Below are 15,322 nucleotides of genomic sequence, written 5' to 3'. Positions count from 1 at the left end.
TTATTAGTGAACATATGCAGCAAAATAATCATGTCCGAAAAATGGCGATTTTAGTCGCAGCAACATTTTTTATGGAAAACTTAGATGCCACCGTCATCACAACGGCTATACCGGATATGGCTAAATCTTTTTATGTTAACCCGCAAGCGCTTTCAATAGGCATTAGTGCTTACATGCTTGCCTTAGCTATTGGCCTACCCGCCAGTGGTTGGCTGGCAAATCGTTTTACCGCGCATCGGGTATTTTCCATTTCGATTGTTTTATTTATGTTAGCTTCATTATTTTGTGCCCTTTCAACTAACCTGACAATGTTCACCATAGCAAGGTTATTGCAGGGATTAGGCGGATCATTAATGGTACCGGTTGGGCGAACAGTTGTTTTAAGCCGCACCGAAAAAGACCAACTCGTTAACACTATTTCTATTTTAGTTTGGCCAGGTCTCATTGCGCCTGTTATGGGACCTTTGATTGGCGGATTTTTTGCCCAATATCTCACATGGCATTGGATTTTTATTCTTAATATTCCGCTAGGGATTATCGCACTATTTTTTGCAAGGAAATTAATTCCTAAAGAGCGACCACAAAAGCGGGCGTTTGACGGAATCGGTTTTATATTGTGCGGTTTAGGTTTACTGCTTTTTGTTTACGGGCTGGAGATGATTTCACACACCGAAAACAGTATCTGGCTGTGCTTATCGATTGTTTTTTCCGGCAGTATGATATTGACCATAGCTTGTTATCATTTAACCCACTCAAATAACCCATTAATAAGCTTGCATGCATTTTCAAAACGAACTTTTCGAACCAATTTTTTGGGTGGATCATTAATCCGCATTGCCTTAAGCAGTGCACCTTTTCTGTTACCACTTATGTTTCAAGTTGCATTTGGCTGGTCACCATTATTAGCCGGATCGCTATTATTGGTTTTATTTGCTGGTAACATCACACTTAAATTAGTCAATACAAGTTTGATCCGTCGCTATCGCTTTCGTCATATCTTAATTATAAACGGCCTATTGTTATCACTCAGTTTTGTCTTATGCGCCTTTTTTACGGCACAAACGCCAATGATATGGATGATAGCCGTATTGTTTCTATCCGGAGGAACAAGATCAATTCAATTTACAACGCTAAATACTTTAGGTTTTTCGCAAATTGATAAAAGTGAAGTACAAAGCGCTAATATACTTTCAACTATTGCGCAACAAATCAACAATGTTTTGGGGGTAGTATTAGGGGCATTATTCTTATTTATCGCAGCTTGTTTTCATGGACATAATAATACCAATTTAACAGTTGAAGATTTTCGTTTGGCATTATTAATGGTTGCTGGGTTAACTCTTGTCGCTATGATTGATTTTATGACACTTCCTAAAAGTGCCGGTGAAAATATTCGAGGTAATCATTGATAAAAAAACCTCTGCCATTAAGCAGAGGTTTTGACAATTAAAACTTAGGTGCCGGCGCACGACCACGTTTTTTTGTAAAGCCTTTCTCTTTCGATTCAACTTTACTACTACCACGACGACCACGCTTAGCATCAGAAGATGCGCCATTGACTAAACTCATCTTCATTGGTTGATTAAGGACTCTCACTTTTTCAAAGTGTTTTAAGATATCCTTAGGCATACCTTTTGGTAATTCAACGGTTGAATAAGTATCATAAAGTTTGATATTACCAATATAACGGCTACTAATATCCGCTTCATTGGCAATCGCTCCCACAATGTGGCGAACTTCAATACCGTTTTCTTTACCAACTTCGATACGATACATATCCATTTCACCAACATCACGACGTTCACGGCGTTTCGGTGCTTCTCGATTATCGCCACGTAAACGACGCTCGCCATTACGACCATCACGATCACGCATATCGCGAGAAGGTTTGAACACCGGATCAGGTGGTAAAATTAATGGGCGTTCACCTTGAGCTAATTTAAGTATAGCCGTCGAAATAGTTTGAAGATCAGCGCCACATTCTGTTTGAATCTGGTTTAATAGTGCTTGATACTGATCCAAATCACTACTTTCAAGCTGTGCTTGTACTTGTTGAGTAAACTTAGCTAAACGACGTTTTTCTAACAACTCTTTTGACGGTAAACCCACTTCCGGAATTGGTTTTTTAATCGTTTGTTCTATATTTTTAAGTAATCGACGTTCACGGCTATCAACAAATAAAATTGCACGACCGGCACGCCCTGCTCGACCAGTACGACCAATACGGTGAACATAAGATTCAGAATCTAAAGTAATATCATAGTTAATCACTAAGCTAATACGTTCAACATCAAGACCTCGTGCCGCAACATCCGTTGCAATAAGGATATCTAATCGACCATTACGCAAACGATCAAGTGTTTGTTCACGTAACTGTTGCGTCATATCCCCATTTAATGCTGCACAACTATAACCGTGTTTTTCAAGGACTTCAGCAACATCTAAAGTTGCAGTTTTAGTACGAACAAAAATAATGGCAGCATCAAAATCTTCTGCCTCTAAGAAACGAATAATCGCTTCATTTTTACGCATACCACGAACTAACCAGTAACTTTGATCAATATCAGGAGCGGTTTGATTCGTACCCTTGATTTGTACCTCTTTAGGGTTATGCATAAAACGCTTAGTGATACGACGAATTGGCGCTGGCATCGTCGCTGAAAATAGTGCTGTTTGATGATCTTCCGGAATGGTTGCCATGATACTTTCAACATCATCGATAAAGCCCATTCTTAACATTTCATCGGCTTCATCGAGTACTAATCCTTTAAGATTTGAAAGATCAAGCGTTTTACGATTTAAATGATCAAGTAAACGACCTGGCGTACCAACGACAATTTGAGGTCCTTGTTTTAAAGCACGTAATTGCACATCATAACGTTGACCACCGTACAGTGGTAATACTTTAACGCCTTTCATATATTTAGCGTACTCTGCACAAGCATCGGCAACTTGAATGGCTAATTCACGAGTTGGCGCTAAAACTAAAAGTTGTGGTGCCTTTAAATTGACATCAATATTCATCAAAAAAGGAATTGAGAAAGCGGCGGTTTTACCACTACCTGTTTGTGCCATCCCTAAAACATCATTTCCAGCTAATAAAAGTGGAATACATTCAGATTGAATAGGTGATGGTTTAGTAAAACCTAGATCATTTAATGCATTAAGTATATCTTCGGATAAACCAAGATCAGTAAAAGAAACTTCTGTTGTCATGTAAACTCGCTTTGAAAATTTGAAAACCAAAACTGACTTTTTATGCAATAACAATTCCGATGATTATCAATAACGATAACCCTCAGTCAGGTTTTTTAATGATGTATTGCTTTTAAAAAAGAAAGTTTAATCAATTTATGCCAGCTCACTAAATGGAAAATTTACAACTCACCCCAATAACTAACTGCCGATACGCTTTAAGGCTATTCGAATTTTTGCAACATAGTTATATCGGTACAATCTTTATGAAAGATAAAACGGATTAACAGCATCATCAAATAGTTGTGTATATAATTGGCAAATCAGAACTACGCTATAACAATATTTTCACTTTTAAACTGGCATGACCCTTGTTACTTTTCATCAAGTAACTTTAATTCGTAAAGTGCCTGTTGATGTTCAACAAAGTTATAAATATTATTGGCTAAAGCATATTTAAATAACATTTTGGCACGCTCGTTGTCACCTTTACTCTGATAATATTTACCTAAGTAAAAGTATGTTTCACAAAGGCGCTCAGCTAACTGCCGATTATTTTCAGCGCCTTGTTGAAGATTTTGCATTAATTTAGATTGACTAATTTTACCTAAATAAAATGCAACGATATCGCTACTATAAACAGTTTTATCACTAATTTGATCGTAACGTTTTTGTAGCATTTTTTGTGCGGCTTGTTTATCTGCCTCTTTTTCAATCAGATATAGCCACAAAATTCGGATTGGTTCATTCACATCATATTGATGGAATTTTATTGCATCTCGTTGAGCTGTTTGATAATGTCCGGTACGATACAACGCAATAGCACGATTGAAATAAGCAAAAGCATAAGCAGGATCGAGCTCTAAAGTCGTATTAAACAACATTATCGCAGTATCAAATTCCCCATCTCTTAAGGCATAAGTGCCTAAAAAGTTATAGAGATCTGCAACATCAGAGTTCATACTTAATAAATGATTAAAATCACTTTGTGCAAACGCTTTAAAACCTAATGAATCGTAAACAATACCCCGTTCAAAAATAAGCTGCATTCGTGTCACAGGGTCAATATCTTTTCGTGATAACTGTTGGCTGAGCTGAGCAATTTTCAATTCGTCATCATAAGAAATTTGCTCCGGAACAGCCAATACAGTAAAAGAACTACTACAACCTGATAAAATAGCAACTGCCAATAAACAGGCTATAATTTTCAGGTTGAATAGTCTCATATTGAACTCCTGATGAATAATCTTTTATTCTGCTGTCGTCGGAGCAACGTCTGGTGTTGATTCGACGGCGTCTTTCATACTTAAACGAATGCGCCCTTGGCGATCTATTTCAAGAACTTTTACATTCACTTCCTGCCCAACTTTCAAATAATCTGCCACTTTTTCAACTCGGTGGTCAGCAATTTGTGAGACATGAACAAGACCTTCTTTGCCACCAATAACAGAAACAAACGCACCAAAATCAACAATACGTGTCACTTTACCGGTGTAGATTTTGCCAATTTCGACATCAGCAACCAGATTATTAATGCGAGCCATTGCATCTTTGGCTTTATTGCCGTCAGAAGCTGCAATTTTCACTGTACCGTCGTCAGATATCTCAATTGTTGTACCTGTTTCTTCGGTTAATGCACGAATAGTTGCGCCACCTTTACCAATGATGTCACGGATCTTATCAGGATTGACATTCATGGTGTAAATACGTGGTGCAAATTCAGAAATTTCTTGACGAGGCTTGTTAATCGCTTGCTCCATTACGCTTAAGATGTGTAAACGAGCACCTTTTGCTTGGTTTAGCGCAACTTGCATAATCTCTTTAGTGATGCCTTCAATTTTGATATCCATTTGTAAAGCACTCACACCTTCACGGGTACCAGCTACTTTAAAGTCCATATCACCAAGATGATCTTCATCACCTAAAATATCAGAAAGCACAACAAAGTTATCACCTTCTTTCACTAATCCCATTGCAATACCGGCAACAGAAGATTTGATTGGCACACCTGCATCCATAAGCGCTAATGAAGCACCACAAACAGAAGCCATTGAAGATGATCCATTTGATTCAGTAATCTCAGAAACCACACGAACAGTATATGGGAAGTCTTCTTTACTTGGCATTACAGCAGCAACACCACGTTTAGCTAAACGACCATGACCAATTTCACGACGTTTCGGCGAACCAACCATACCAGTTTCACCTACTGAGTAAGGCGGGAAGTTATAGTGTAATAAGAATCGTTCAGTATACTCACCGGTTAACTCATCAATAATTTGAGCGTCACGTTCAGTCCCCAATGTTGCTGTCACGAGTGCTTGAGTTTCACCACGTGTAAATAAAGCACTACCATGCGTTCTTGGTAATACATTGGTACGAATATCCAGCGCTCGAATCATATCTTTTTCGCGACCGTCGATACGTGGTTCACCGGCAATAACACGTTGGCGAACAATTTGGCTTTCTAAATCAACAATAATATTGAAAACTTCGTTTTCATCAAGCTCTTCATCTTGAGCCTGTAAAGTTGCTAAAACCTCTTCTTTAATCAGATCGATTTGTGCATAACGTGCTTGTTTTTCAGTAATACGATAAGCTTCACCTAAACGGGCTTTAGCCAATTGTGAAACGGCGTCATATAAAGCTTCGTTTTTAGCTGGTGCAACCCAATCCCATTTTTCACGATTTGCTTTAGCAACAAATTCGTTAATATTATCAATTACAACTTGTTGTTGCTCATGACCAAATACCACTGCCGCCAACATTTGATCTTCAGTTAAAATATCCGCTTCTGATTCAACCATGAGAACAGCGCTTTTAGTTCCTGCTACCACTAAATCTAAACGACTGCTGGCAAGCTCTTTTACTGAAGGGTTTAAGACAAATTCATCGTTGATAAATCCAACTCGTGCAGCACCAATTGGACCATGAAATGGTACACCAGATAGACAAAGCGCAGCAGATGCACCAATCATAGCAACTAAATCAGGGCTTACTTCAGGATTAACTGAAACAACGGTTGCAATAATTTGAATTTCGTTAACAAATCCTTCCGGAAATAACGGGCGTAATGGACGGTCAATTAAGCGAGCAATTAAGGTTTCACCTTCACTTGGGCGTCCTTCCCGTTTAAAAAATCCACCCGGAATACGACCAGCGGCATAAGTACGCTCTTGGTAGTTAACCGTTAACGGGAAAAAGTCTTGACCTTCTTTAACTTTTTTATTCGCAACAACGGTTACAAATACAGCAGTATCATCCATATTAACCATAACGGCAGCTGTTGCTTGACGTGCCATAATTCCTGTTTCTAAAGTAACAGTATGGCGACCATATTGGAATTTTTGATATGTCGGATTAAACAAAATAATGTCCTCTTGTTATATATGCTGAAGTTTGATATCTCGACAGGAAGCAGCATCAAGCTGAACTTAGGGATATTCACTTCAACAATGTGGGGGTATTCAACAAAAGATTATTTCACTGTCACGACTAATGACAAATCTATAAATTATAGAGCTCTCATTAGTCGCGCGAAACATGGAGACAATCTTTTACCTTATTGATTTACTCTTAAAAAAATTAACTTATTTTTTTGCGCTCAGTATTATATCAGAGCCCAAACTTTTCACAACGAAAAAGAGGCCTAAGCCTCTTTTCAAGTAGATTAGTAATTAGCGACGTAAACCTAGTCTTTGAATTAATTGGTTATAACGATCGAAATCTTTACGACGTAAATAATCTAATAATTTACGACGGCTAGAAACCATACGTAATAAACCACGACGGCTGTGGTGATCTTTTTTATGCTCAGAAAAATGACCTTGTAAATCATTGATACGTGCAGTTAAAAGAGCAACTTGAACTTCAGTTGAACCAGTGTCGTTAGTTCCACGACCATATTCAGCAACGATTTTCGCTTTAGCTTCTACAGTTAGAGACATAATAAACCTCTTAAAATTAAAATAAAAAATGGAATGACCGATCTCTAATTCAGACACTCCTCGGCATTCATATAATCAATATATGAATTGTGCGCAATTATACTTGAAATTATTGAAATAGCAATGCGATTTATTCCTTTAATAGCAAGCTTATTTAAGTTTAAAACCGTACTCTTCTTGAATCAATTTTTTAAGTGCTTGTATATAATTTTGCGCCGACTGACTTAATTGTGCTTTTTGAGAGGTTATCCAACCTATTAATATCTTTTCTTCAACATCAAGCGGAATCGATAAAATATCAGAACCATTTAAATCAGTACTTAAAACACCGGTACTAATTGTATAACCATTTAACCCATGCAATAGGTTAAACAACGTCGCTCGATCACTGACATGAATGCTTTTTTTATGATAGACGGTACTTAATATCTCTTCTGAAAAATAGAAAGAGTTATATTCACCTTGCTCAAAAGAGAGATAAGGATAATCTTCTAAATCGTTAAGCGTGAGCAATTTCATTGCAGCTAAAGGATGATGAGTACTAATAAAGACATGAGGATCAGCTTCAAAAAGTGGATTAAAGGTTAAACGATGCTCTTTAAGCAAACGTAAAATCACTTTTTGGTTAAAATCGGTTAAATATAAAATGCCTACTTCGCTACGCAAATTAGCGACGTCGGTAATAATATCATAAGTTCGGGTTTCTCTAAGGGTAAATTCATATTCATCGGTATGATTTTTTTTGATGAGATTAACAAATGCATTAACCGCAAAAGCATAATGTTGTGTCGATATACTGCAAAGCTGTTTAGACGGCTCTTTTTTTGCATAGTGCTGTTCTAATAATTCAGCCTGATCCAAAACCTGTTTGGCATAACCCAAAAACTCAACACCGTCGGTTGATAGCGAAACGCCTTTTGAAGTTCGCACAAAAATCTCAATGCCAAATTCAGCCTCCAACTCCTTGACCGCAGTAGATAAACTGGGTTGTGTAATATACAAATTTTTAGCCGCTTCATTAATCGAGCCTGAGCGGGCTATTTCTAAAATGTAACGTAATTGTTGAAGTTTCATAATATTACAAGCGACCGAAACTAATCTTAATTCAAAATATAAGCTACTATAAACATTGTAATAATAATTGTACAGAAAAAGCAAAATAGCATTTTTGTGCTATCGAGCACAGAGATTTTAGAGCTTTAAAAAACTTATAACTCAACTTTTGGGGCTTTACAGCCCTAAGGTTACTTCACTAACTTGCTGTGCTACAGCGATGTTTTTAAACTGCTTGTGCAGCTGCAAAGTTTTCACCGTCATACCCAATATGAGGGTATACTTTCTAAACAGCTTATGCAGCTGTAAAGCTCATTCAAATACTTCAACCCCGGTTAACGCCTTTCTAAACAGCTTATGCAGCTGTAAAGTAGAATCTTACATACTATAAACATCGTTTATAAAAACATAAAGGGCAATTTTAGGTTTATAAAGTTTGCATTTTAAACTCCACGACTATTTCTAAACGACTCACCATTACCTTTCACAAAAACAAACAAGTGCCCCAGACTGCACCTTCACAAAGCGCCGACAACTGAGCGAGGTTAGCACGCCAAACAGGGATGTTTGGCGAGGCGCTGCTTTGTCCGGAACAAATCAGCGCCGGTGCGTTAAGACCGAACGAAGGCGGAGGGCAGTCGAAGACCGCTTTGGGTGGTGCTGCGAGGGGGTATAGGGGGATTTCGCATAAAATCCCCCTATTCGGACGCAGACACCGAAATGAAAATATCAACCAGTCAACAGCGTCCGAAACTTACAGATCAAAAAAATGCAACTTTCAAAGAAAGTAAAAAACAGAAAAAGTAAAAACCTTGTCAAAAAGTTTCAGAAAATATAGGTGTTTAAGCAAAAAAACAAAGCATTGACAAGAACTTTCAGAAAATACCCACATTTTAGTATAAAAATAAAAGTGTAAGATATTTCCAAAATATCCTAACTACCTTATGCAACTGCAAAGGAAAAGGTTATAAGCCCGATTTTATGAGCGCATTTCTAAACAGCCTATGCGGCTGCAAAGGATTAAAAAAAAGCGGGGAAGATTTTTTAAATTTTCTAAACAGCCTATGCGGCTGCAAAGTCACCGCTTCTACTAATATACATCGGCGTTTCTTTCTAAACAGCCTATGCGGCTGTAAAGAAAAAAACGTGAGGAACTGGAACTAGAACCGTTTTCTAAACAGCCTATGCGGCTGTAAAGTGTTTTAAATGAGCATGGCTTTAATCGTGATTTTTCTAAACAGCCTATGCGGCTGTAAAGGTGCCCCGATTACGCAATTTGACAATCAGCACTTTCTAAACAGCCTATGCGGCTGTAAAGGATAAAATATAACCTAGATCACAACCCGCTTTTTTCTAAACAGCCTATGCGGCTGTAAAGTCTTTGAGTGCGTCGGCAAATGCGGTTAATGCTTTCTAAACAGCCCATGCGGCTGTAAAGGATAGGGTACATTTAATACCGTTAGCTACTCATTTCTAAACAGCCTATGCGGCTGTAAAGTGAAGTATTCCGATATGCAATTATTACGGGTATTTCTAAACAGCCTATGCGGCTGTAAAGTAGAATCTTACATACTATAAACATCGTTTATAAAAACACAAAGGGCAATTTTAGGTTTAAAAACCCTTTTTTTTAACGCTTATGCAATACATTGATTTTTAATGTTTTTATTTTTAGCTAAAAAAAAGGGTTTATAAAGTTTGCATTTTAAACTCCACGACTATTTCTAAACGACTCACCATTACATTTCACAAAAACAAACAAGTACCCCAGACCGCACCGTCACAAAGCGCCGACAACTGAGAGAGGTTAGCACGCCAAACAGGGATGTTTGGCGAGGCGCTGCTTTGTCGGGAACAAATCAGCGCCGGTGCGTTAAGACCGAACGAAGGCGGAGGGCAGTCGAAGACCGCGTTGGGTGGTGCTGCGAGGGGGTATAGGAGGATTTCGCATAAAATCCCCCTAATTCGGACGCAGACATCGAAATGAAAATATCAACCAACCAACAGCGTCCGAAACCCGCAGACAAAAAACCTGTAGCTTTTAATTAAAGTATAAAACCTTGTCAAAAAGTTTCAGAAAATATAGGTGTTTAAGCAAAAACACAAAGTATTGACAAGAACTTTCAGAAAACACCCATGTTTCAGTATAAAAACAAAAGTTTTAGATATTTCCAAAATATCATAAAACCCCTTATGCAGCCGTAAAGCACCTGAATCGAATGAAATAAAAAACTCTAATTTTCTTGACAGCTTATGCAGCTTTAAAGAATCTCTTAACATCTGACTCAGGAACAAAACGTTTCTAAACAGCTTATGCAGCTTTAAAGATCTGTCCAACGGCAGCCCCAAAACCCACTCATTTCTAAACAGCTTATGCAGCTTTAAAGGCTTTGTAAATGCTTTAGGATTCGATCGCACTTTTCTAAACAGCTTATGCAGCTTTAAAGTAAATCATTAGAAGTCGTTCGAGGCGGACTTATTTCTAAACAGCTTATGCAGCTTTAAAGGTTCGGTATGCGTACCTTTTCCGTCGTCGTTATTTCTAAACAGCTTATGCAGCTTTAAAGTAGAATCCTACCTACTATAAACATCGTTTATAAAACCGATAAGGGCAATTTTAGGTTTAAAAACCCTTTTTTTAATGCCTTTGCAACATCATGATTTTTAATCATTTTATTTTTTAACTAAAAAAAGGGTTAATAAAATGTGTATTTTAAACTCCACAACCCCCCGCCCCTCAACTTTTTAGCTCTTAAACGCCTAAAAAGCTGCTTAGTTTAAAGTAACTGGCAATACGCTAAGCTATTTTTTGGACTCAAAAGAAGCTTTCTTCAAAAATTTTCGAAGCTGATATTACTGAGCATAAAAAAAGTTAAGGGCATTATGAAAATACCCTTAATACTTAATTAAAAATCAGGGATGGTTGCTATTTTGCTTAGTCCATAACTGTTAAATTCACCCTGCACAGGTGTTGTACACTTTTCTTGTCTTAACCACATGATAAAGTTTTGACCAGTGCTTTTGCTGGTGAAATGAAGATGTGGATAATTTAATTGAACACTACTCCATTTTTCAATCATTTTATTTTTTACTTCATCTGACCATTTACCTTGTGCAGTTAAACGTTTTTCAGCTCGTCTTAAAGCGCTTTGCCCTTTAGGATTGACGCGAATTAAACGTAGGTAACCTTTAATATTAGTTGGAACCGGGGTTATTGGTAAGGCGATAGTATAATCACTAACCACCGTCTGCAAGGCAGTTTTAAATTGTTGTAACTGAACTTCATCACCAAATAATCGAATAATTCCGCCTAATGTTCGATGAACATTATAACAAGGGAAACTAACCGCAATATTACCTTGATAATTAACCAAAACTTGATGAAGTGATTGCATCACTTGGTTAATCACTTCTGTTTCAGTTATCTCAAGTTGTGGGATTGCTCTTAGTTCAAAATAGTGAGTGAGCATAATAATTACTCCTTACCACTTGCACCAAATACACCACCGCGAATCAATACCGCTATGACATAATGTTGTTGTTCAAGTGATGGCTTTTCCCCTTTTAGTACCCAGTTATCAAATAGCGTGTAAAAGTCATGTTTTTGTTTAGGTTGACGGAAAGCATGCCCCATAGTTGTGACGGCACCATAAGGTTCGATAGCAATTGGAAACTCTGCTTTTTCATCATACCAGGTATCAATGGTTCGAATAGCATTGCTGATTTTTTGCGAGTGCATAGCTGCTTGTTCATTTTTTTCATAGAGAACTTTGCTCTTTTCTTTACCGGTATCCAATATTAATTCTTGTGATGGATAAACTTCTTGCCCAAGTCCCATTTTTAATTTAGCTTGAATATTGAAAATAACAAACTCTTCGCCTAAAAGCCCTGCTTCAATAAGAGAAGTAAGCTCATTTACCGATTTATCATCATAATCAAATGAATTAAGTTGATATTGTTTAATATCATTAATTTCAATAATTGGCTTATCATTATCTTTACGATAGATTGAAATACTGATTTGCTCCGCAGCCATACGGTTACGCCATAACCAGCGACCGTTTAATATGTTGATAGCATAGCGTTTAGCTAATGTTTTCATCCCTACTGATTTGATATAGCTTTGCGTAATTTTTGTTAACTCTTCTTGGTAATTAATATCGTTACAAACAGATGGCGCCCCTAAAAAAGGTAATACTTTGCAACTCCATTTAACCACTAGAATATCTTTATCCGCATCTAGTGCTGCTACATCTACAGTTTGCAAATTGGGGTTTTGAATTTCAGTGTCTAATTTAGCTGGATCATTTGCTGTCGCATTTTTAAGCCGATTTGAAATAGTACCTCGTACTGATTTTTGTGATAGTCGTACTGGAGTTAATTTTTTGTCATCCTGGCTATTTTGCTGGGCAAAAATAGCATCGGAAATATCTAAACTACGTTCAAATGCTAATACTGATGCGGTAGTGATTTTATCTTTACTCATAATTAATTCCTTTTTAATGCTAACCTTGTTTAATTAATCTTGATTAATAATATAAATATCTGCGCCATTGGATTGCAGTTCACTGCAATTATAATGCCAAAACGCGTGTGAGAAGTTATCTTGTAACTTTAGTGGAAAAACCCACTTGCCTAATCCATAAATACACTCAACAAATTGTGCCGGATGTTCATTATTACGTGCATGTTCAACCTTTCCAGGCTCAAACAGAGGGGAAATAGCTTGATAACCAAGCGGTATTGGAACTAACCAACCTCGACCATGTTTAACCGATGTAGTTTGCCAATGCTCTTTTTCTTGAGGTAGATGATGCAACATGGCCATTTCAACTAGGGCATCAAGACCTGTTGCATCCGGATCTTGCTGTTGTAGCTCGGCGGTGATCTCATGTAAATCTTGCTGCGCTTCAATTAAGACAAAAGCCGGTAATAATGCCTTAATTAAATCATCTTGAGATTCTGAGGCTGAGAATAAGCCAACAGATTCAATATCAATAACCTGACCGCCTGCAATACGCTGTTGATAAAGCTTCTTCGTTATTTGCTCAATAAATCTTTTTTTATCATCAGCATCATCAAGTGTTTCACGATCCTCTATTTTTATTTCAACTACCAAAGAAACGTCTAGATGTACTCGCCCTTCTTCAATAATTGAACGTGTATCGCCATTTTTACCGAGAGGGTTACGAGTTAATCGAAAAGTATAATCGGTAAAAGCGTTAGGACGATAGATCTGTGGGTCACATTCATGGCAAGCGATCAATACGCCATCTAGATAAATAGGTGTCTCTGATTCAATTTTTCGATTTAAAGCATGAATTGCACCTAAAAATCCTGATATTGCTGGAAATCCATAAGTTAATGGGCTAGATATGGTATTAGCATTATGGATTATGACATGATCAAAAAGTAAATAATAACGTAATGATGCCATTAGAAAATCCCCTCTTTATTGCGCTTACTTGCTTTAACAACTGCACAAAATTCTCGACGCCACTCACGATATTCAGCATCGGAAAAATGTTTATTCGCGTTTTTGAATTTTTCTTTCAGCGCATTTTGGATCCACGAAGCGAAATCAAGTTCTAACTCGACTAGCCATTTACCAAACTCGTATTGAAGTTTGAAGGATTCTTCACCTTCAAGTTCAGCCCGATTCGGATCAAGCCAAAGTTTTTGTGACATTGGTAATGAATAATCACGACTCCAACCAGCAGGCAAGGTGATTTGAATATGCCTAGCAAATTTAAGCAACAATGTTAAAATTATCGAAATAGCTTCTTTGCGATTATTTCGTTCTTCAACAACATTTTTGGGTTCGACAACCATATCGAATAGTAAACGAAAACCAAATCGACAAAAATATTGAAGGGCATTATTAAAAATGGTTTTTTGGCTAATACTTATTGATGGATATCTGGATTTTGTAAATTTAGGCGGCATTGAAGGTAATAGATAATTTTTACCATTTTGCGATTGAACTAATTTACTTACATTAAGAGGTTTAGTTCCTCCAAGTTTTAATATAGCTAAATCTTTGAAAGAAAAATAAGATTGATGTTCAACATCTTTGGTTTTTCGCAATTCACGGGCTTTTTTATTCTCTTGCGAATATCGTCTTTGGATCTTTTCATAAACTAGGTAACAAAGTGAATTAGGATGCAGTGGAATAAGTAAGCGATAGTTATGTTCTGAATGTGATAGATACGAACCATCACTATTTGGCCAAAAAATTTGTTTATTGAGTTGCGAAGCGTTAGGTTTCTGGAAATCATCAAAAATTGCTTTTTCCAAACATTGCAAATAATGATTTGCCATTTCGTTATCATCTGATAAAGCTCGCAAAATTTCAGGATGATTATCAATAATGAGTTGTGATACGGTAATATCATCTTTAACTATCTGATTAAGAAAAGCATAAACACTTCCAACTCTAGCAGCGTTATTAGTACAATCAAATGGTAAAATATTAGGCGTTGCAGACGAGACAAATTGATAATTATCAGGTTTAGCTTGTAAGTTATAGTTAATGTTACAATTTCTAATCGCCGAATGAATGCCTTTCGCTGAGTGAGTAACAACTGCAACACCTTCTAATTTTTGGGTAATAAAATTTTCAATCCAAGTTTCAAATTCAAAGTGTTTACTTAACTCCTGAATTTTAATATTAATCTGCTTAATTGCAGCGCTATCATTTGAAGAAATTGCTTTCTCTAGGTTTAGTAATTCATTTGCATAATCCGAACTATACATAGTTGCAAGACTATGTGTCATCCCCTTTCTAATATCTTGACAAGAAATATTATTCATTGTCCCTCCTTGTACACATTTCTACTCTATTACGATTATCGGTTTTATGTTTAAAATTTTTTAGATATTAGTAATAATATCTAATTTGAACGATACAATTTAATATAAAATATATTAACAATAGTAACTATATATGAAAAAAACAAAAAATCAAATTTATTTAATCGGAATACGGATGTTATTTAATGCCTTACCAATAACATATTAAAAAAATCGAAAGATTTAAAAAAATAAATATTAATTTTTGAACCGCCTATACGGCGGTTAATTAAAGCGATTACATTTAATCGGAATACTTTATAAACTACCTACAC

Annotated in this window: 10 protein-coding genes and 2 CRISPR repeat arrays; of the genes, 1 reads left to right on the top strand and 9 read right to left on the bottom strand. The window is 36.7% G+C overall.

Annotated features, from left to right (window positions below; translation table 11 throughout):
- Positions 1–14 precede the first annotated feature (14 nt).
- On the top strand, positions 15–1,409 hold the full coding sequence (locus J3U42_RS01645; RefSeq protein WP_267335159.1) for an MFS transporter: 1,395 nt from the start codon (positions 15–17) through the stop codon (positions 1,407–1,409).
- Between the two features lie 37 nt (positions 1,410–1,446).
- Here the strand turns inward: J3U42_RS01645 and J3U42_RS01640 are convergent, their stop codons facing one another.
- The 9 genes from J3U42_RS01640 to csy1 form a co-directional block, all read right to left on the bottom strand.
- Positions 1,447–3,216: a DEAD/DEAH family ATP-dependent RNA helicase gene (locus J3U42_RS01640; RefSeq protein WP_267329751.1), complete on the bottom strand. Its 1,770-nt coding sequence runs from the start codon at positions 3,214–3,216 to the stop codon at positions 1,447–1,449.
- A gap of 353 nt (positions 3,217–3,569) precedes the next feature.
- Positions 3,570–4,421, bottom strand: a complete 852-nt coding sequence (gene nlpI / locus J3U42_RS01635; RefSeq protein WP_267335157.1) for a lipoprotein NlpI — start codon at positions 4,419–4,421, stop codon at positions 3,570–3,572.
- Positions 4,422–4,445: 24 nt separating this feature from the next.
- Positions 4,446–6,563, bottom strand: a complete 2,118-nt coding sequence (gene pnp, locus J3U42_RS01630; RefSeq protein ID WP_416380426.1) for a polyribonucleotide nucleotidyltransferase — start codon at positions 6,561–6,563, stop codon at positions 4,446–4,448.
- A 309-nt stretch (positions 6,564–6,872) separates the two neighbouring features.
- Positions 6,873–7,142: a 30S ribosomal protein S15 gene (gene rpsO, locus J3U42_RS01625; protein WP_220217868.1), complete on the bottom strand. Its 270-nt coding sequence runs from the start codon at positions 7,140–7,142 to the stop codon at positions 6,873–6,875.
- A gap of 150 nt (positions 7,143–7,292) precedes the next feature.
- Positions 7,293–8,216: a LysR family transcriptional regulator gene (locus J3U42_RS01620; protein ID WP_220217869.1), complete on the bottom strand. Its 924-nt coding sequence runs from the start codon at positions 8,214–8,216 to the stop codon at positions 7,293–7,295.
- A gap of 968 nt (positions 8,217–9,184) precedes the next feature.
- A CRISPR array of direct repeats spans positions 9,185–9,753; the repeat unit is 28 nt.
- A gap of 680 nt (positions 9,754–10,433) precedes the next feature.
- A CRISPR array of direct repeats spans positions 10,434–10,762; the repeat unit is 28 nt; unit sequence TTTCTAAACAGCTTATGCAGCTTTAAAG.
- Between the two features lie 339 nt (positions 10,763–11,101).
- Complete coding sequence (cas6f, locus tag J3U42_RS01615) at positions 11,102–11,665, bottom strand: type I-F CRISPR-associated endoribonuclease Cas6/Csy4 (RefSeq protein ID WP_267335155.1); 564 nt, start codon at positions 11,663–11,665, stop codon at positions 11,102–11,104.
- 5 nt (positions 11,666–11,670) lie between these two features.
- Positions 11,671–12,681: a type I-F CRISPR-associated protein Csy3 gene (gene csy3 / locus J3U42_RS01610; protein WP_267335153.1), complete on the bottom strand. Its 1,011-nt coding sequence runs from the start codon at positions 12,679–12,681 to the stop codon at positions 11,671–11,673.
- Between the two features lie 33 nt (positions 12,682–12,714).
- The gene (gene csy2 / locus J3U42_RS01605; RefSeq protein WP_267335151.1) at positions 12,715–13,632 is read right to left on the bottom strand and encodes a type I-F CRISPR-associated protein Csy2; all 918 of its coding nucleotides are present in this window, start codon (positions 13,630–13,632) and stop codon (positions 12,715–12,717) included.
- Positions 13,632–15,008 (bottom strand): type I-F CRISPR-associated protein Csy1, encoded by a 1,377-nt coding sequence (csy1, locus tag J3U42_RS01600; protein ID WP_267335149.1) that lies wholly within the window; start codon positions 15,006–15,008, stop codon positions 13,632–13,634. The genes csy2 and csy1 overlap by 1 nt, the downstream gene beginning before the upstream one ends.
- Between the last annotated feature and the right edge of the window lie 314 nt (positions 15,009–15,322).

The sequence above is a fragment of the Gilliamella sp. B2923 genome (assembly GCF_026536565.1).
Taxonomy (GTDB): domain Bacteria; phylum Pseudomonadota; class Gammaproteobacteria; order Enterobacterales; family Orbaceae; genus Gilliamella.
This window is presented reverse-complemented; position numbering and strand designations above follow the sequence as displayed.

Coding starts and splice junctions, on each gene's coding strand:
- cas6f (WP_267335155.1), bottom strand. CDS start 11,665: ATGCTCACTCACTATTTTGAACTAAGAGCAATCCCACAACTTGAGATA.
- nlpI (WP_267335157.1), bottom strand. CDS start 4,421: ATGAGACTATTCAACCTGAAAATTATAGCCTGTTTATTGGCAGTTGCT.
- J3U42_RS01620 (WP_220217869.1), bottom strand. CDS start 8,216: ATGAAACTTCAACAATTACGTTACATTTTAGAAATAGCCCGCTCAGGC.
- csy1 (WP_267335149.1), bottom strand. CDS start 15,008: ATGAATAATATTTCTTGTCAAGATATTAGAAAGGGGATGACACATAGT.
- J3U42_RS01645 (WP_267335159.1), top strand. CDS start 15: ATGCAGCAAAATAATCATGTCCGAAAAATGGCGATTTTAGTCGCAGCA.
- J3U42_RS01640 (WP_267329751.1), bottom strand. CDS start 3,216: ATGACAACAGAAGTTTCTTTTACTGATCTTGGTTTATCCGAAGATATA.
- csy2 (WP_267335151.1), bottom strand. CDS start 13,632: ATGGCATCATTACGTTATTATTTACTTTTTGATCATGTCATAATCCAT.
- rpsO (WP_220217868.1), bottom strand. CDS start 7,142: ATGTCTCTAACTGTAGAAGCTAAAGCGAAAATCGTTGCTGAATATGGT.
- csy3 (WP_267335153.1), bottom strand. CDS start 12,681: ATGAGTAAAGATAAAATCACTACCGCATCAGTATTAGCATTTGAACGT.